This is a genomic window from Nonomuraea endophytica (assembly GCF_014203235.1).
In the GTDB taxonomy this organism is placed as follows: Bacteria; Actinomycetota; Actinomycetes; order Streptosporangiales; family Streptosporangiaceae; genus Nonomuraea; species Nonomuraea endophytica.
Genome location: NZ_JACHIN010000009.1, coordinates 383302 through 401860, shown reverse-complemented (window position 1 = coordinate 401860; position 18559 = coordinate 383302). Strand labels below are relative to the sequence as shown.

The window sequence follows — 18559 nt, the reverse complement described above, 5'->3', positions numbered from 1 at the left end:
CATGAGCGTCCTGGAACGCGTCGGCGAGTACCGGATCCTGGGCACGCTGGGCTCGGGCGGCCAGGGCGTGGTCCATCTCGGCCAGGGGCCCGGGGGCGAGAAGGTCGCCATCAAGATGCTGCACCGGGTCTCCGATCCGCAGGCCGTCGCCCGGTTCCTGCGCGAGGCCGAGGTGCTGCCGGAGGTGGCCTCGTTCTGCACCGCGCTGGTGCTGGGCACGGGCAGTGAGAACGGCGTGCCGTACATCGTGAGCGAGTTCATCGAGGGGCCGACGCTGCAGGCGAGCGTGCGCGAGCGCGGCCCGATCGGCGGGCGGGAGCTGCGCAGGCTCGCGGTCGGGACGGTCACGGCGCTGGCGGCCATCCACCGGGCCGGGGTCGTGCATCGTGACTTCAAGCCGGCCAATGTGCTGTTGAGCCGGGAGGGTCCTCGGGTCATCGACTTCGGGATCGCGCGGGCGGCCTCCGGTGAGACGACGATCGGCGGGGTGGTGGGGACGCCGGCGTACATGGCTCCTGAGCAGTTCGGGCAGGCGCTGGCGGGGCCGCCGGCGGACCTGTTCGCGTGGGCGGCCACGATCGTCTTCGCGGCGACCGGGCGGGCGCCGTTCGGGCAGGACTCGGTGCCGGCGATCATGCATCGGCTGACGACTGAGGAACCCGACCTGGGCGGTCTCGACGGGGACCTGCGCGAGATCGTGGCGGCCTGCCTGGCCAAGGAGCCCGCCGAGCGGCCGCGGGCCAGCCAGGTGCTGCTGCGCCTGCTCGGCCACCCTGCCCCCGGCAGCGGCGGGAACCGGGCCACCACGCGGCCGGTGGAGCGGCGGCAGCCCGACTCGGTGCCGGAGGGGCTGCTGCGGGAGGGGCTCGCGGTCTCCCGGCGTCCGCGGCGCCTGCGCACGGCTTTGGTCGGCGGTACGGCGCTGGCCGTGGCGGCGGCCGTGACCGCCACGGTCCTGATCACGCGGCCCGCGGCTGGGCCGCCGTCCCCCTCGGCGGGGGCGCGGCCCGGCCCGGCCGCCGTCGTGCCGTCGCCCGTGGTCAGCGGATCGCCGCCGGCCGACGCGGCCCCGGTCGCGGTGCCGCAGCTCGCGGCCACGTTCTACGAGAGCCCGCGCGACCCGCTCCGGCTGACCTCGTTCACGGTCAAGGAGGAGTCGCTGCGGCAGCCGGGGTTCGTCAGGAAGCCGGGGACGCGGGACTTCCTGCGTCTACCCGAGTACCGCGACGCGGTCGTCTCCCCCGACGGCAGGCTCGTCGCGTCGGTCTACACCACGCCCAAGTACGCCTCAGACGGCAACAACACCGTGCAGTTCACCGACCGGGCGCTGACACCGGCCTTCGAGGTGCCGACCGTGGAACTGCCGCTGCTGGTCAGGCGGCCGACGTGGGCGCGGGACAGCTCGCGGGTCCTGCTGACCGTCACCGACGCCGACGGCAAGGCCATCGGCTTCGGCGTGGTGGACGTGGCCGCCCGCACGTTCACCCGGCGGGAGGTCGGCGGGCTGACCAAGGGGACGGACTTCGCCTGGGGCCCTGATGGGACCGTCCTGGTCACCGGGGGCGGGCCGGTCGCCTTCTACGCGCTCGACGGGCGGCTGTCGCGGACCGTGCGGGGTGTGCGTTCGACGGACAACCTCTCGGCCGAGGTCAGCGGGCCACTGCTGGCCGCCGGGTGCGCCGGTGCGCGGCCCGCCGTCTGCGTGGTGGAACACGGAAGCGGGACGCGCGTGTCGCGCTTCCCGCTGGGTGCCAAGCAGAAGTTGTGGGGGTGGTTCAATCGGGACCACCTGCTGGTCTATGACTACGGGGTCAGTCCCTGGCGGGTGGACGTGGTGGACCTGACCGGGAAGAGGGTCCGGCGGTTCGCCGAGATGGCCGGGGACTCCAGCACCGTGTGGCGGTTGTTCTGGTCGGGCGGCTGAGCCCGGACTCGCCGGGCCCAGCCCTTCCCCGCACTGTCAGCGGGCGAAGACCACGATGTTGTCGCGGTAGCTGCCCTTCTTCCTGTCGAACACGCCGCCACAGGTGATCAGGCGCAGCTCGGCGCCGCCGGTCTGGCCGTAGACCGTGCGGCTGGGGACGGCGGTCTTCGGGTAGCGGGCCAGGCGGTGGACGGTGAAGGTCTTGGTGCTGCCGTCGGCGCGGTCCACGTAGATCTTGTCGCCGGGGTCGAGGCCGCGGACCTTGTAGAAGACCGCGGGGCCCGTCTTGGAGTCCACGTGGCCCGCGATGACCGAGGGGCCGCGCTCGCCGGGCTCGGGGCCGGCCTGGTTCCATCCGGCCACGTCGTAGCGCTTGGGGGCGGCCAGGCGGCCCTTCTTGTCGAGGGCCAGCGGGATGATCTTCGTCTTCAGGCCGATGGCGGGGACGCGCAGCCGTACCGGGTTGGCGGCCTGCGTACCGGTCCAGGTGCCACCCGCTCCGGTCTCGACCCCGCCCCTCGGACGGTCGTCGTCGTCATCGTCGTCGCTGGTGCCGCCGGCGCCGGTGTCCACGCCGCCCGTGGGACGGTCGTCGTCATCGTCGTCGTCCTGGGTGCCACCGGCGCCAGTGTCGACGCCGCCTCGGGGAGCGCCGTCGTCGTCTGCCTGGGCCAGTGCGGCCGGGGCGGCCGAGGCCGGGACCGCGACGAGCCCGGCGCCCGCCGCGCCGGTACCGCACATGAGCGCGATGGCGATCAGGATCCGCTTGAGTTCCATGCCGTCCTCCTGGGAGTCCGTTCCGTTGCCGATCTCAGACTCCCGAGCGGCGGTGGGACCCTCATGAGGCCGTCGTTAGAGGGCTTTCATCCGATATCCGGTACCTCGTAGGGTCTCGATGCGCTCTGCCCCGATTTTCTTGCGCAGGTAGCGCACGTAGACGTCCACGACGTTCGAGCCGGGGTCGAAGTCGAACCCCCACACGTGGCTGAGCAGCTGCTCGCGGGTCAGCACCTGGTCGGGATGGCGGCAGAACACCTCGGCCAGCGCGAACTCCCGCGCCGACAGCTCCACCACGTGCCCGCCCACGTGCACCCGGCGGCTGCGCAGATCCAGCGACAGATCGCCCACCCGCAGCACGGTCACCTCGGGCGTGCGCTCGGCACGCAGGCGCAGCCGCACCCTGGCCAGCAGTTCCTCGAAGGCGAACGGCTTGGGGATGTAGTCGTCGGCCCCGCCTTCGAGTCCGGCGACGGTGTCGGCCACGCTGTCACGGGCGGTCAGGATGATCACCGGCAGCGTCACCCTGGCCTGCCGCAACCTGCGCAGCACCGTGAACCCGTCGCTCAGCGGCAGCCCGATGTCGAGCACCAGAAGGTCGAACTCACCGCTGCGGGCGTACTCGAAGGCGGCCTCGCCGTCCTCCACCACGGTGGTCACGAAGCCGTTGCCCCGCAGCCCTTTCTCCACGAACGCGGCGATCCTGGCCTCGTCCTCGGCGATGAGAATCCGGTTCAATCCCGTACCTCCTTTCGGTCAACCCTGTTTTCCGTCAACCTGCAGTTCGATGACGAAGCGGGCGCCGTCCTCGACCCAGACGCGGCCGCCGTGGGCCTCGGCGATCGAGCGCACGATGGACAGCCCGAGACCGGCGCCCTGGTGGGAACGGCTGCCCGCGCGGACGAACCGCTGGAAGATGCGCTCGCGGTCCTCCGGCCGCACGCCGGGGCCGCCGTCGCGCACCCACAGCCGGACGCGGTCGCCGTCCACGGCCGAGCCGGCGGCCACCAGCGCGCCCTCCTGGGTGTGCCGGACGGCGTTGGCGGCCAGTTGCATGAGCGCCTGGGTGAGCCGCTGGCGGTCGGCCACGATGCGCGCCTCGGCCACCTCGTCCACCCGCCAGTCGCGCTCGCCCAGCGCCCTGGCCTTGGCGATCACGCTGACGGTCAGGTCGGCGAGCTCCACCTCCTCCAGCGACAGGAAGCCCGGCTGCTCCGACTTGGCCAGCGTGAGCAGGTCGTCGACGATCCGGTTCATCCGGTTGAGCTCGTCGGTGACCAGCGCGAGCGTCTCCTCCCGCTCCGCCGGGTCGTCGCCCATCAGCTCCAGGTGGCCGCGGATGACGGTGATCGGGGTACGCAGCTCGTGCCCCGCGTCGTCCACGAACTCGCGCTGCACCTCGAAGGCGCGTTGCAGCCGGTCAAGCATGTGGTTGAAGGTGCGGGCCAGCGCTGCCACATCGTCGTTGCCGACCACGTCGAGCCGCCGGGTCAGGTCGCTGGAGTCGCTGATGTGCTCGGCGGCCTGCCGTACCATCCGGACCGGGGCGAGCACGCGGCCCGCGACGAACCAGCCGGCCGCGCCCGCCATCGCCAGCGCGGCCAGTGAGGTGAAGGCGAGCACGCGGACGGCGTCCACGACCTCCTGCCGGTGATGCTCGTAGAAGATCGCGATGACGAAGTGGCCCTGGCGCGGGTCGCCCTTGATCTGGATGGGGATCGAGACGTAGCGGACCTCGCCGGCCTTGGACGGCCATTCTCCGGTTTCCGGGCGCTGGGCCTCGGCCACCCGGGCGACCAGGGCGGCGTCCTCGTCGAGGGGCGCGGGCGACTCGGCCCGGCCCTTGTGGAGCGGCTGGCCGTCCACGACGGTGAAGAACATCTCCCACCGGTCGGCGACGTTGACCTGGAGGTAGCCGACGAGCAGGTCCTCCAGGTCGCTGGTCGGGGGCTTGGCCGCGTAGCCGCGCAACTCCTCGTACTCGTGCTTGAACTCGGCCGCGATCCGCTCGTCCACCCGGGTCAGCAGGACGTTCCAGGCGGCGAAGATCGACAGGCCGAGCGCCAGGGTCACGACCGAGAGCATCCAGCCTACGATCCGGGCTCTCGCGCTCACCTTGCCTGCTCAGTCGTCGTCATCGTCCTCATCATCATCCCCGCTGCGGACCCTGGTCGGCGACGGGGGTGGCACCGGGTCGGCCTTCGTCTTCTTCCTGGTCGGCGTGGGCGTCGCGCGTTCGCGCGTCGGGCTCGTCGTCGGTGTCGGTGTCGGGCTGGGCGGCGGGGTGGCCGTCGGGGTGACGATGATCTCGCCGCCGAGGTCCGGTTCGACCGCCCCCGCTTTGACCACCACGGTCATGGCCAGCGCGGCGAGCACCGCGCCGACCGTGGCGCCCACGAGCGTGGTCCTACGGGTCATGACAGGACCGTAGGCTCTGCGGAGGAGATGTCGGTGAGATGAGAATGAGAAGACTCTCATTTGGCCGCCGATTAGCCTGTCGGGGCAACGAGGTGATCGTCTCGGGACTATCATCGCCGAGTTAGGTTAGCCTTACCTGATCCGGGGGTGCCCTGCTTTGCGGCTCTTCATGACGGCGCTCAAGCCGACGGACTCGGTGACCGACGGATTCCTGCCGGCGGCTCGCGCGCTCGGCTGCGAGGTCACCATCCTGACCGACCGGCCCGAGCGGCACCCGCACGCGGTCGCCTGCGACGTGCGCGACCCGCGCGCCCTCATCGACGCCGTCTCGCGCCTCGGGCGGCCGGACGCCCTGTTCAGCAACTCCGACCACCTGCAGACCGAGACCGCGCTGGCCGCCGCCTACTTCGGGCTGCCCGGCAAGGACTGGCGGGCGTGCCTGTCGGCCAAGAACAAGTACCTGATGCGCCGGAAGCTGGCCGAGGCCGGAGTGGAGGAGGTCTTCTCGATCCAGTTGGGTCCGGACGACGCCGTTCCCGGCGGCCTGCCGTACCCCTTGGTGGTGAAACCCCGCGAGGGCGTGGCCAGCGAGGACGTGATGCTGGTGGAGAAGGACCTGGAGACGGCGGTCGCGGCGGTGCGGCGCGCGCGGCCGGGCGCGTACGTGGTCGTGGAGGAGTACCTGGAAGGGCCGCTGCGCACGCTGGAGACGCTCGGCGACGCGGCGGGCACCCGGGTGCTGGGCGGCTACGCGACGAAGCTGGGGCCGCTGCCGCACTTCGTGGAGGAGCGGCTGGACTGGGCGCCGGACGGGCCGCACGAGCACGTTCTGGCCGCGCTCGGGGCGCTGGGTGCCGGTTTCGGGGCCTGCCACACCGAGTACGTGCTCACGCCGGCCGGACCGCGCATCGTCGAGGTCAACTACCGGGTGATCGGCGACCACTGCGACTTCCTGCTCGCCGACATCCTGGGCGTGCCGCTGTTCGAGTGGATCCTGCGGGCGCACCTGGGCGAGCGGCTTCCGGAAACACCCCCGTCTCCCGGGTACGGCACCGCCGTCAGCCTGGTCGCCGACCGATCAGGAACGATCACCGAAGCCCCCGGCGCGGAGGAACGCTCCCAGGACGGCGTCCGCCTCTGGCACCGCCCCCTGCGCGCCTCCGGAGAACACATCACCAGAACCCACACCAACCGCGACTACCTGGGCGTCATCCGCGCCGTCGGCCCCGACCGGCACCGGGTGGAGGCGGCGGTGGACGCCTACCGAGCGGAGCGGCCGTGGGTGATCTCGGCGTGACTCTCGTCGACTCCACTCAGGCCAGGCTGGCCGCGCGGGTGCTCGACGCCCTGCTGCGCGAGGACTACGGCGGCCTGTCGCGACGGGTGAGCAGGACCCGGGAGGGCGTACGGCTGACGCTGGCCGACGGCATGATCGTCCGGCTGGTGCCGGGCTCGCTCTACCAGGACTTCGTGGTGGCCCCCGAGGAACGCCTGCGGCTGGAGCAGGTGCTCGCCACGCTGGCCGAGGTCGCCGATCCGGCCGACGCGCAGGGCGTGGCCGCCTTCGCCGACGAGTGCGCGGCGGCGCTGACCGCCGGTGAGCTGCACGCGCTGCACGCCGATCGGGTGCTGGCCGGCGAGCCGTCCTACGAGACGCTGGCGGCGTTCGTGGAGCATCCGGTGTATCCGACCTCGCGGGCCCGGGTGGGGATGAGCGCCGCCGACCTGCTGGCGTACGCGCCGGAGTTCGGGCCCGCGTTCGCGCTGCGCTGGGTCGCGGTGCCCGGCCACGACGAGCCGTTCCCCGTGCACCCGCTGACGATCGACGAGGCGCTGAAGGTCGAGGGGGTGCGCGAGGTCGAGGGGCGGCCGACGATCGTCCGGCCCACGTTGTCGATGCGGACCGTGGAGCTGGACGCGCGTACCCACCTGAAGCTGCCGATCCCGGTCAGCACGCTGGGCGTGCGCAACCGCCGCTCGATCAAACCGGGGACGCTGCGTGACGGCGCCCTGGCCGAACTGCTGGTCCGCGAGCTGGCCGACCCCGATGTGCTGGTGGCCGACGAGCAGACCTACGCGCACGCCGGACACGAGTACCTGGCGTGGATGATCCGCAGGCTGCCGGAGGGCAGGATCGTGCCGGTCGCCGCGCTCAACGCCCCGACCGTGCTCGACCGGCTCGACGACGTGATCCCCGGGTACCTGCGCCTCCTGCTGCGCTGGAACGTGCGGCTGTTCGTCCGCTACGGCGTGGCGCTGGAGGCACACCAGCAGAACCTCGCCCTCGTGTTCGCCGACGACGGCATGAAACTGCTGGTCAAGGACAACGACGGGCTGCTGGCCTCGCCGGCGAGGCTGCGCGCGGCCGGTGTCGAGCCGCCCGCGTTCACCGACGAGCGCATGCTGACCGACGACCCGCACGCGCTGGCCGACGTGTTCGTGACGATCACGCTGCACCTGGCCGCCGCCGCGGTCGCGTTCGGGGCGCTGCCCCACGAGCGGGCCGCCCGGCTGCTGCGCGAGACCCTCGCCGAGGCGCTCGACGAGCACGGCGACGACCCCATGGCCCGGCTGCTGCGCGCCAGGACGCTCGACGCGGCCCGGCTCACCGGGAAATCGATGATCACCGCGGGCACCCTGGTGGCCAAGGAGCGCACCGGCGCCCGCGACGTCAACAAGTACTACGGCGCCAGCGGGCCCAACTACCTGAGGAGAGCGTGACGTGGAAAGCCTGGTCCTCGACTCCCCCGCCGCGTCGCCTCCCCTGGCCGAGGAGGCGACCCTGGCCGCGCTGCTGCGCTGCTGTGTGCGGGAAGTGGCGGGGCCGCGCGGCCTGGTGTGGCCGGCGCCGCCGTACCTGCTGCTGCGGGTGGGCGGGACGTTGCTGCGGGCACGCACGCGCGGCGGCGCCGCGCTGCGCTTCACCGGCCCGCCCGAGCGGCTGGAGAAGGGCGTCTGGGTGCCTCTGACCACCGATGAGCTGGTACGGCGGGCCGTGTCCGACCTGAGCCTCGGTGAGGTGAACGCCGAGTTCGCCGGGCAGGTGGCGGCCAGCCGCGAGGCGCTGGAGGCGATCCTGCGGGCACGGGCCGCGGCGGTCGCGCCCGCCGACCCGTGGCTGGCATCGGAGCAGGCGCTGGTCTACGGGCATCCGTTCCATCCGAGCCCGAAGGCGCGCGGCGGGCGCGACTGGCTGGCCTACGCGCCCGAGGCGCACGCGCGCTTCCCGGTGCGGCTGCTGGGGGTGCGTTCCGACGTGGTGGCGCAGGAGGGGGTGACCGGCGTGCTGGACCGCCTGGGCGAGACGCCGCCCGGGTACGCGTTGCTGCCCGCGCACCCGTGGCAGCTCGACCTGCTCGGCCCGGTCTTCGACGACCGGCTGGTGGACCTGGGTCCGGGGCCGGTGGTGGTGCCCACGTCGTCGGTGCGGACGGTCTACGCTCCCGATCTTGGGGTCTGCCTGAAGTTCTCGCTGGATGTCCGGATCACGAATTGTGTGCGGAAGAACGCCTGGTATGAGCTGGCGGGGGCGGTGGAGCTGAACCGCCGTTTGGGCACGATATTCGATGAAATTTCCGGCAAATACCCTGCGACGCGGTGGCTGCCCGAGCCCGGCTACCGCTCCGCGGGCCTCGGCACGCGGCTGCTGGAGGGGCTCGGCGTGATCGTGCGTTCCAGCCCGTGGTCGGTCACCTCCCCCGGCGTCACACCGGTGCTGGCCGGGGCGCTGGCCAGCGAGGGCGTCCGCACGCCGGATCCGGCCGCGTGGTGGCGGGCCTACGTCGCGGCGCTGATCCCGCCCGTGCTGGAGCTCTACTTCCGGCACGGCGTGGTCCTGGAGCCCCACCTGCAGAACGTGCTGGTCGGCCTCGGCCCCGACGGGCTGCCCGCCGAGGTGGTCTTCCGCGACCTGGAGGGCACCAAGCTGGTCACCGGCCGCCACGACCTGACCGGGGTGCCCGCCCGGGTGGCGGAGGCGCTCTCCTACGACGCCGAGCGCGGCTGGGCCAGGGTCGCCTACTGCCTGCTGGTCAACCACCTCACCGAGATCGCCGCCAGCGTGGCGCCCGACGACGCGACGCTGAACCGCCTGTGGAAGGCCGCCGCCGAAGTGATCGCCGACGTGGCCGCCGACCTGGGCAACCCCGTGCCCCTGTCGGACCTGCTGGCCGGAGCGCCCCTTCCCGCCAAGGCCAACCTGTCGGTCCGCTGGGCCAGGGCCGCCGACCGCGCCGCCGGATACGTCCCGATCGCGAACCCGCTCGCATGACCACCGCCCGGATCTCCACCGACCAGGACACCGCCGACCGCATCGCCCGAGCCTCGGCCGGCGACGCGCCCGCCTATGTCTACGACCTGCCCGCCCTGGACGCGCACGCCACGGCCGTCCGCCGGGCACTGCCCGGCATCGAGCTCTACTACGCGGTCAAGGCCAACCCCGACCCCGAACTGCTGCGCGTGCTCGAACCCCACGTAAACGGCTTCGAGGTCTCATCGGGCGGCGAGCACGCCCACGTCAGCGCCCTGTCCCCGGACAAGCCGCTGGCGCTCGGCGGCCCCGGCAAGACCGACGCCGAACTGCTCCTGCCCGCCCACCGCCTGCACGTCGAGTCGCCCAACGAACTGCGCCGCCTGCTCGCCACGGGCCGCGACGCCGACGTCCTCCTGCGGGTGAGCCCCGACCTGCCCGTCGAGGGCGCCGCGCTCACGATGAGCGGCCCGTTCGGCATGGACGACGACGGCGTGCGCGCCTGCCTGCCCCTGTTCGACGACCGGGTACGGCTACGCGGCCGCCACTACCACCTGGCCAGCGGCCTGAACGCCGACCAGCTCCTGAAACTGGCGGAAACCCTGCTGTCCACCGACCCCGGCGAGGTGAACCTGGGCGGCGGCATGGCCGTCGACTATCAGGACCCCGCCGCCCGCTTCGACTGGCCCGCCTACGGCACCGGCCTGGCCCGCCTGCGCACCCCCGGCCAGACGATCCGCGTGGAGCCGGGCAGATCGCTGACCGCCTACTGCGGCTACTACGTGACCAAGGTCGTGGACGTGAAGCGGGTGCGCGGCGAGGCGTACGCGATCGTGCTGGGCGGCACCCACCACCTGAGGACCCCCGTCACCAAGGGCCACGACCAGCCCTTCACCGTGCTCCCCACCGGCGCCGGTCCGGGCGTGACCGACGAGCCGGTGACGGTCGTGGGCCAGCTCTGCACCCCCAAGGACGTCTTCGCCCGAGCCGTCACCACCTCGATCCGCGTGGGCGACACCGTGGTCTTCGCCATGTCCGGCGCCTACGCCTGGAACATCTCCCACCACGACTTCCTGATGCACCCCAAACCCACGTTCCACTACCTGTCCCGGTGAAACGCTCAGCGCTACGAGGCTCGCTTGTGCTGATATTCGTTGACCGCGGCCATGATGACGCTGATCGGCACCACCGCGTCAGGCCCCGCCAGAGCAGCCTCCACCCATTCGCGGATGAGCGCCGTGGGCTTGACCCCACGTTCCTGCGCCCGCTCACGAACCTGGTCCATGAGGGATTTGGGCAGCCGAAGCGACGTCACGATCATCACTTCGTCAGGGGAGACCGGATCACGCGGCACAGCCCGCTCCAGGTCCTCGGTAGTGTCATGTTCGTCGTAGTCGGCAGCCAGATCGTCGATCTCGTCTCGTGTCATTGTCGTCACCTCGCCTTCTGCTGGAAGAGTCGCTTTTCGCTCGCGGTCATGTCGCGAGCTGTGGCTACATACCAGGCGTCTGGTTCGGCGGTGCTGTCCACCACCACGATCAGCAAGCAGCGTCCCGAATCTGTGGTTCCGTAGATCAGGGTGCACTCGTCACGGCCTCCCGTCTCGAACCGGGGACGTGTTAAGAGCGCCTCTTCTACTTATGTCGGCGTGACATCATGCCGTGCGATGTGCTCCTCTGAGCGCTCAGTCCAGTAGATGGCCCGGTATCCCACACATTGCAGCGTACTACGGATGTATTACGACTGGAAGGTGCGTCAGGTGGTGTGGGGGACGGCTTCGATGAGGGCGACGAGGCCGTCCGCGTCGAGGAGGTTCACCGGGCGAACGGTCTCGTTGGGGCGGACGTAGTGGAAGGCGGCGCCCACCTGGTCAAGCGGCACCTTGGCCAGGTGTGACCAGGCCAGGCGGTAGGCGGCGAGCTGCACGGAGGCGGCGGCGGCCGCCTTGCCGGACGGGCGTTCGCCGGTCTTCCAGTCGACCACCTCGTACGTGCCGTCGGGCAGCTGGAAGACGGCGTCCATGCGGCCCCTGACCAGCCGGTCGGCGATCATGGTCTCGAAGGGCACCTCAAGGTCGAGGGGCTTGCGGGTGGCCCATTCGCTCTCCTCGAAGCGTTCCTGCAGCTCGGCCAGCCGTACATCGGCCTCTTCCTCCACGATGTCCAGGCCGGGCAGCTCGAAGTCGTCGATGAGGCGCTGCTGGTCCCAGCGCGTCTCCAGCCAGCGGTGGAACGAGGTGCCCCGGCGGGCCAGCGGCGCGGGCTTGACCGGGACCGGGCGGCGGATCCTGCGGGCCAGTTCCTTGGCGTCGGCGGCCAGCGTGACCAGCGACGAGACGGTCAGCTTCGACGGCAGCTCGACGGTCCTGCCGCCGCCGCGCCGATACAGTTCGCGCTCGCGCAGCAGCAGGTCGGTGTCGCGTTCCCAGGCCCGGACGCGCTCCTGCTCGAACGTCTTCAGCGCTTCCTCGGGCGCGGCCTCAAGCTGCCCCGACAGCGCGTCCTCGACCAGGCGGGCCCCGTCCAGGACGGCCTCGTACCTGTCGCCCTCCGGGACCACCGGCCAGGTCGCCTCGGCGGGCTCGTCCAGCAGCGGGTTGGTCGCGCCCTCGGCCAGATCCGGGGCCCAGAAGGCCACCCGGTCGCTGGTGTCGCGGATCTCCAGCAGGAAGTCCGACGGCTCCAGCGGCTTGGTGGCACTGCCCCAGCGGTAGCCGGAGGCGATCAGGTGATAGTGGGCCCGGGTGACCGCCACGTAGGCGAGCCGCCGCTCCTCCATGAGGTCGCGCGCGCGGCAGCGCTCGTCGAACGCCGTCAGCTCCTCCTTGCTCAGCCCGCCCAGCCGGGGCAGGTCCGCGACATCCCCTCTCAGCGGGTACGGGAGCTTGCGCGGGTTGTCCGTCCACCGGCTGTTGGTGACCGGTGTCGCGGGGAACATGCTGCCGGTGGCGATCGTGCCCTTCGAGCTGATGAGCTGCGACAGTCCCGGCACCACCACGACCGGCCACTCCAGGCCCTTCGAGGCGTGCACGGTCATCAGCTTCACGCTGTTGCTCTCGCCCACGCGCCCCGCCTCCAGCCCGAACTCCTCGCTCTCCGCCGCCTCCAGGTAGGCCAGGAAGGCGCCGAGCGTCGGGTCCTCGGCGTCCCCGGCGAAGCGGGAGGCGGCGTCCAGGAAGGCGTCCAGGTCGGCGCGGGCGGCGAAGGCGCTGACCGTGCCGCCGCGCGCGGCCACCTCGATGTCGAGGCCGAGCTTCCGCTCCACCTCGGTGATCAGGTCGGGCAGCGGCTGGGCAGTGTGGGCGCGCAACTGGCGCAGCTCGTGGGCCAGCGCGACCAGGCGGGTCCTGGCCAGCGGCGAGAACGACTCCAGCCACTCCTCGCGGTCGGGCAGCTCGTCCAGGGCGTCGATCAGGCTGCCGCGTTCCTCGGCCAGGTCCACGACCACCTGGTCGAGCGGGTCCTTCTCCGGCCGGGTGCCCTCCCTGGCCTCGCGGGTGAGCTCGCGGGCGTACTCGCCGAGCTGGCGCAGGTCGGCGGGGCCGATGCGCCACCGTGGACCGGCCATGAGCCTGGCCAGGGCGTCTCCGGCCGTCGGGTCATACAGGGCGCGGAGGGTGGCGACGATGTCGTTGACCTCGGGGACGGTGAGCAGGCCGCCGAGGCCGACGACCTCCACCGGGATGTCGCGGGCCTCAAGAGCCCGGCGCAGGGCGGGGAACTGCGAACGCTTGCGGGCCAGGATCGCCACGTCCTGGGGCTGGAGTTCCAGGGTCTTCTTGCGTTCCTTCTCGCCCCAGGGCAGGCCGTCGGGGGCGACCTCCTGGCCGAGCATCTTCTTGACGCCCTCGGCGATCCACTCGGCCTCGTCCTCGGCGGTCTCGTGGAAGGCGCAGGTGACGCGGCCGCGGTCCTTGCGGTTGGCGCCGGGCACCAGGACCGGGACTTCCCTGGCCTCCATGCGCAGCGGGATCTGGACCCGGGCGGCGACGTCGAGGACGCGGTCGCCGTTGCGGAAGCTGACCGAGAGCTGACGTACCGGGGCCCGGTCGCCGGAGGCCGTCCTGAAGTCCTGGGAGAAGCGGCGCAGGTTTCCGGCGGAGGCGCCGCGCCAGCCGTAGATGGACTGGCAGGGGTCGCCGACCGCGGTGACCGGGTGGCCGCCGCCGAACAGGCTCCTGAGCAGGACGAGCTGGGCGTGGCTGGTGTCCTGGTACTCGTCAAGGAGGACGACGGAGAACCTGTCGCGTTCGATCTGGCCGACTTCCGCGTGCTTGGCGGCGATCCGGGCGGCCAGTGACATCTGGTCGCCGTAGTCGATGACCTCGCGGCCGCGCTTCAGCCGTTCGTACGCCGCCACCAGGGGAAGCAGCTGCTCCCTCGCCCGTTGCACCGCGATGGGCTTGCGCTGGGCCGCGATGGTCTTGGCGGGGAGCATGCCGTACTGCTCGTCGAGCCACTCGCCGACGCCCCGCACGTCGCCGCCGGCGCGCAGGTGCTCGGACAGCTCTCCCGCGAGCTCCAGTACGGCGGCCGTGACCGACGGCGGCCCCAGCTCGATCTTGTCCATCGGCCCGTCGTACATCGCCACGACCCGCGAGGCCAGCTGCCACGAGACGGCCGGGGTGACCAGGCGCATCGTCGGCTCCAGCGCCTCCCGCAGGGCGTGGTCGGTGACCAGGCGGGCGGCATAGGCGTGGTAGGTGGAGACGGCCGGCTCGTCGTCCAGCAGCGACTGCTCGACCAGGCCCGCCTCGACCAGGCCGTTGAGGCGCTCACGCACCCGGTTCGCCAGCTCCGCGGCGGCCTTGCGGGTGAAGGTGAGGCCGAGCACGTTCCCGGGGCGCACCAGCCCGTTGGCGACCAGCCAGACCACGCGCCCGGCCATCGTCTCGCTCTTGCCGGAACCCGCCCCGGCCATCACGACCATCGGCTCCAGCGGCGCCTGGATGACGTGCTCCTGCTCCGGAGTCGGCGGCAGCACGCCCAGCTTGTCGGCGAGCTCTCCCGGACTCAGCAAACCTGTCCCCCGTTGTCGTTGACCGGGCAACTGGCCCGCGCGGCGCACGTACGGCAGCCGTCGTTGACCTTCGCCTGGAAGAACGGGCCCGACATGCCGATCGCGACGGTGTCGACCAGGTCCTTGGCCCAGGTGGGGTCCCGGTCGTCGGCCAGCGCGGGCTGCGCCTGCTCCAGCGCGTCGTTCTTGCCGCCCGCCTTGCCGAGCTGCACCAGCGAGGCGCCGCCCGGCTCGGTCATGCCGTGCCTGGCGAACGCGCCCAGCAGCGCGGCCAGCTGGTAGACGCCCAGCTGGGGATGGCGGTCGAGGTCGCCCGCCTTGGGCTTGCTCGACCCGGTCTTGAGGTCGATGATGACGGCCCTGCCGTCGGAGTCGCGTTCGACCCGGTCCACGCGGCCCTTGATCAGCACGCCGTCGCCGACCGTGGCGGTGAACGCCTCCTCCAGTGCGACCAGTTCGCGCGGGTTCTCCTTGTGCCAGCGCAGGAACTTGGCGATCATCTGCTCGGCCACCTGGCGCTGCTTGCGGTTGAACCAGACGCCGCCGAAGTCCAGCTCGCCCCAGATGTCGTCCAGGCGGCGGCCGAGAAGGTCCTCGCTGGGCAGGTCGGTGGCGGCCAGCACGGCCAGGGCGTGAATGACCGTGCCGAGGCCCTGGGCGCTGCTCGTCCCGGCGGCGCCGACGGCCGTCTCCAGGAGCCAGCGCAGGCCGCACTTGGTGAAGCTCTCCACGGCCGAGGGCGAGATGCGCACGATGTCGTCCGGCCAGCCGAGTGGGCGGTCGTCGGAGATCGGCGTCAGCGCGTACCAGTCGTTGGGATGCGCGCCCTGCACGCCCGCGGCGGCGAGCCTGGCGAGTTGCTGCGCGGCCTTCTGTCGTATTTTTGCCGACTTTGTGGGATCTGTTACGGCGCTGCGGAGGTCGGCCACGAGCGCCGACATGTTCAGCCACCGGGCCTGGTCGTCCACCGTCGCCGCGTCCACGGAGCCCGGCATCAGCTCGGCCAGAAACCGCGACGGCCGCTCATCGGTGTCCTCACCACCCACCGCCGTCACCACCAGCTTCTTCCTTGCCCTGGTAGCGGCCACGTAGAACAGGCGGCGTTCCTCGGCCAAGAGCTTCGAGGCCAGCGACGCGGTACTCGGCTGCGCCCCCCCGGCCAGTTCCACCAGGTCCTCGGCGCCCAGCATCGAACCCCGCAGCCGCAGATCCGGCCAGACACCCTCCTGAACGCCCGCCACCACCACGACGTCCCACTCCAGCCCCTTGGACCGATGCGCGGTCAGCACCCGCACGGCATCGCCGTCCGGGGCGCGTTCGGCCAGGGTGTCGCCGGGGATCTCCTGGGAGGCGATGTCGTCCAGGAACACCTCCGCGCCCGCCCTGGGCATGCGGTCCACGAACCTGGCGGCATGATCGAACAACGCCACGACGGCGTCCAGATCACGGTCCGCCTGGGCGCCGCGCGCGCCCCCGGACAGGCTCAGGTCGGTCCATCGCTCGGCCAGGCCGCTGCCCTGCCAGATCGCCCAGAGAACCTCTTCTGCTGTGCTCTGGGCCTTTGCGGCCTCTTTGGCGGCGTGGAGGAGGTGGGCCACGCGTTCTGCGGGGTGGGCTATGTGGGGCTCGATGCGGGTCAACTCCCGCACATCCAGAACAGCGGCCACGAGCAGTTCCCCAGACGACCTGACAGCCCGCCCCGGCCCGTCCTCCCCATCGGTCCCGTCTTCACCGGAGACGTCGTCGCTGGAGTCCTTACCGCCGAAGGCGCCCTCACCAGAGGTCCCTTCGCCGGAGGTCCCTTCACCGGAGGCGCCACTACCGGAGGTCCCTTCGCCGGAGGTCCCTTCACCGGAGGCGCCACTACCGGAGGTCCCTTCGCCGGAGGTCCCTTCACCGGAGGCGCTCTCTCCGCTGGAAGCGCTCTGCTCGCCGGGGACGTCGTCTTCTGGGGCGCTTTCCTGCTGGTCCGAGGGGCTCTGCTCTTGGCCTGAGGCGTCTTCCTGGTCGGAGGCGGTTTCTTCGGTGGCGGCGGCCTCGTTTTCGGCGATCTTCAGGGCACGGCGGAGGCGGCGCACACCGATCATGTCGGTGCCACCCAGCGGACCGGTGAGCAGCTCCTCCACCACGGACTCGTCCAGCTCGCCCGGGTACAGGGCCATCCGGAGCATCGTCAGCAACGGCCGGACCCCGGGCTCCTGGGCGATCGGCACCTCATCGCCCGCCACCATCGTGGGCACGCCCGCACTCACCAGCGCGCGGCGCAGCAGCGGCACCTGCCGGGTGGCCGAGCGGACCAGCACGGCCATCCGGTGCCACGACACACCGTCGATCAGGTGCGCCCGGCGCAGCGCGTCGGCCACCACGGCGGCCTCCTGGCTCGTGGAGTCGGCCAGCAGGACCCGCACCTCTCCGGGTTCGGCGTCGTCCAGGGGCACCAGGTCCCGGTGCCCCCAGGCCTTCCGCTCCTGCGGCACGGCAACCGGGGCAGGTAGTTCCCCGGCCGGAAGCTCGGGAGAGGCGTCGGCAGACGGGGAGCCCGCCTCGTCGCCGTTGTCGGGCAGATCGGCCCCGCCGCCGCCGTCGGACAGACCGGCCTCGTCGCCCTCGGCGGACAGATCGGCCTCATCCGACAGGTCGGTCTCGTCGGGCAGGTCGGCCTCATCGCCTTCGTCGGCCAGATCGGCATCGTCGGGCTGGTCGTCTGTTGGGCCGGTGGTTAGGAGGGTTTCGAAGGCGGTGTCCTGCTCCTTCGCCGCCTGAGCGGGCGGCTGGGCCGTACCGGATGAGGCGGGTGGGGTGAAGGTGGTGTCGGGGGTGGGGGCGGCGGGCAGGCGGGAGGCGACGCGGCGGGAGGCCGTCAGGAGGTCGGCGCCGCTGCGGCGGCACACGCGCAGGGCGACGACGGGCGCGTCGCGGCCGTCCAGGGTGCGGAAGCGCTCGGGGAAGCGCAGGATCCCGCGGACGTCGGCGCCGCGGAAGCCGTAGATGGACTGGTCGGGGTCGCCCACCGCGATCAGGTCGCGGCCGTCTCCGGCGAGCTGCTGCAGGAGGTATTCCTGGGCCGGATCGGTGTCCTGGTACTCGTCCACGAAGACCATGTCGTAGGCGGCCCGCTCGCGGCGGCGCACGTCGGGGTCGGACAGGAGACCGGCCGCGGCCTTGATCAGTTCGGCGTAGTCGAGCACCGGCTCGGGGTCGAGGTCGAACCGCTCCTGATAACGCAGGGAGAACTTGCCCGCGGCCACCCAGTCGGCCCTGCCGTGCTGGTAGCCGAGCGCGACCAGGCGGTCGCCGTCGAGGCCGCGTTCGCCCGCCCGGGACAGGAAGTCGCGCAGTTCCTCGGCGAACCCGCGCGTCTTCAGCGGCTCCCGCAACGCCGGCGGCCACTCGCGCGCGCCGTCCTCCAGCTCGCCGTGGAGCAGGCGGCGGATCTCCAGCAACTGCTCAGGCCCGCTCAGCAACCGCGGCGGCTCCATCGCCGCCTGCAGGGCCTCGCGCCGCAGCAACGCGTAGGCGTAGCTGTGGAAGGTGAGGGCCAGGGGTGTACGCGTGGTGCGCCGCAGCCGTCCGGTGACACGTTCCCGCAGCTCACCGGCGGCCTTCCGGCTGAACGTGAGGATGAGCACCCGCTCGGGATCCATCCCGCGCCGTTCGATCCGGTCGACGACGGTCTCCACGACAGTGGTCGTCTTCCCGGTGCCGGGACCAGCCAGAACCAGCATCGGCCCACCGGGATGTTCGACCACGGCACGCTGGTATTCGTCGAGCACAGGGGCCTCAACCGGTCCCCCGCCCCCACGTCGCACCAACCGCCAGGTCTGACCACTCACAGCACTAGATTCCACCAGACCACAGGGGTAGATCGTGCCGCCTTGACCGTTCTCCCCACGAGTCCGCCCACGCTACCGGCCCAATCCCCCAATATCCCGCCAACCCGCCGCCCACCAACCACCTTCCTCCAGCACAGCTCCGCCGCCCCGTTCCCCTCTCAAGTACGGCCCGGCCCTTCTCCAGTACGGCCCCGGCCGCCTTCTCCGGTACGGCCCGGCCCCTTCTCCGGTACGGCCCGGCCGCCCTGGTTGCGTTGTCCGGCTTGCTGGGCAAGGGGGGCCGTTACGGCGGGGCATTTGTCCGACGTGAGAAGCGACCCCCACGATCGGCGCCAGCGC

Annotated in this window: 12 protein-coding genes; 5 read left to right on the top strand and 7 right to left on the bottom strand. The window is 71.9% G+C overall.

Annotated features, from left to right (window positions below):
• Nucleotide 1: 1 nt before the first annotated feature.
• On the top strand, nt 2–1924 hold the full coding sequence (locus HNR40_RS32360) for a serine/threonine protein kinase (RefSeq protein ID WP_184968022.1): 1923 nt from the start codon (nt 2–4) through the stop codon (nt 1922–1924).
• Between the two features lie 36 nt (nt 1925–1960).
• Here the strand turns inward: HNR40_RS32360 and HNR40_RS32355 are convergent, their stop codons facing one another.
• From HNR40_RS32355 to HNR40_RS32340, 4 genes are all read right to left on the bottom strand, one after another.
• Complete coding sequence (locus tag HNR40_RS32355) at nt 1961–2701, bottom strand: class F sortase (RefSeq protein ID WP_221341077.1); 741 nt, start codon at nt 2699–2701, stop codon at nt 1961–1963.
• Nucleotides 2702–2776: 75 nt separating this feature from the next.
• Nucleotides 2777–3439, bottom strand: a complete 663-nt coding sequence (locus tag HNR40_RS32350; protein ID WP_184968020.1) for a response regulator transcription factor — start codon at nt 3437–3439, stop codon at nt 2777–2779.
• 18 nt (nt 3440–3457) lie between these two features.
• On the bottom strand, nt 3458–4786 hold the full coding sequence (locus tag HNR40_RS32345; RefSeq protein WP_221341076.1) for a sensor histidine kinase: 1329 nt from the start codon (nt 4784–4786) through the stop codon (nt 3458–3460).
• A 39-nt stretch (nt 4787–4825) separates the two neighbouring features.
• Nucleotides 4826–5119, bottom strand: coding sequence for a hypothetical protein (locus tag HNR40_RS32340; RefSeq protein WP_184968016.1), 294 nt, complete (start codon nt 5117–5119; stop codon nt 4826–4828).
• A gap of 157 nt (nt 5120–5276) precedes the next feature.
• On the opposite strand from HNR40_RS32340, the gene HNR40_RS32335 reads away from it, so the two are divergent.
• The 4 genes from HNR40_RS32335 to HNR40_RS32320 are packed head-to-tail and all read left to right on the top strand — an operon-like array spanning nt 5277 to nt 10483.
• Nucleotides 5277–6416, top strand: coding sequence for an ATP-grasp domain-containing protein (locus HNR40_RS32335; RefSeq protein WP_184968014.1), 1140 nt, complete (start codon nt 5277–5279; stop codon nt 6414–6416).
• Nucleotides 6413–7840 (top strand): IucA/IucC family protein, encoded by a 1428-nt coding sequence (locus HNR40_RS32330; protein ID WP_184968012.1) that lies wholly within the window; start codon nt 6413–6415, stop codon nt 7838–7840. Before HNR40_RS32335 ends, HNR40_RS32330 begins: the two co-directional genes overlap by 4 nt.
• Before the next feature lies 1 nt (nt 7841).
• Complete coding sequence (locus HNR40_RS32325; protein WP_184968010.1) at nt 7842–9389, top strand: IucA/IucC family protein; 1548 nt, start codon at nt 7842–7844, stop codon at nt 9387–9389.
• A complete protein-coding gene (locus HNR40_RS32320; RefSeq protein WP_184968008.1) occupies nt 9386–10483 on the top strand; it encodes a type III PLP-dependent enzyme domain-containing protein in 1098 nt (365 codons plus the stop codon). Before HNR40_RS32325 ends, HNR40_RS32320 begins: the two co-directional genes overlap by 4 nt.
• 11 nt (nt 10484–10494) lie before the next feature.
• On the opposite strand, the gene HNR40_RS32315 is transcribed toward HNR40_RS32320, so the two are convergent.
• From HNR40_RS32315 to HNR40_RS55180, 3 genes are all read right to left on the bottom strand, one after another.
• A complete protein-coding gene (locus tag HNR40_RS32315) occupies nt 10495–10797 on the bottom strand; it encodes a CopG family antitoxin (protein WP_184968006.1) in 303 nt (100 codons plus the stop codon).
• Between the two features lie 326 nt (nt 10798–11123).
• Nucleotides 11124–14387: an ATP-dependent helicase gene (locus HNR40_RS32310; protein ID WP_184968004.1), complete on the bottom strand. Its 3264-nt coding sequence runs from the start codon at nt 14385–14387 to the stop codon at nt 11124–11126.
• Nucleotides 14381–18160 carry a UvrD-helicase domain-containing protein gene (locus tag HNR40_RS55180; protein ID WP_312896601.1) on the bottom strand — a complete coding sequence of 1260 codons (3780 nt, stop codon included), beginning with the start codon at nt 18158–18160 and terminating at the stop codon, nt 14381–14383. Before HNR40_RS55180 ends, HNR40_RS32310 begins: the two co-directional genes overlap by 7 nt.
• Nucleotides 18161–18559: the final 399 nt, after the last annotated feature.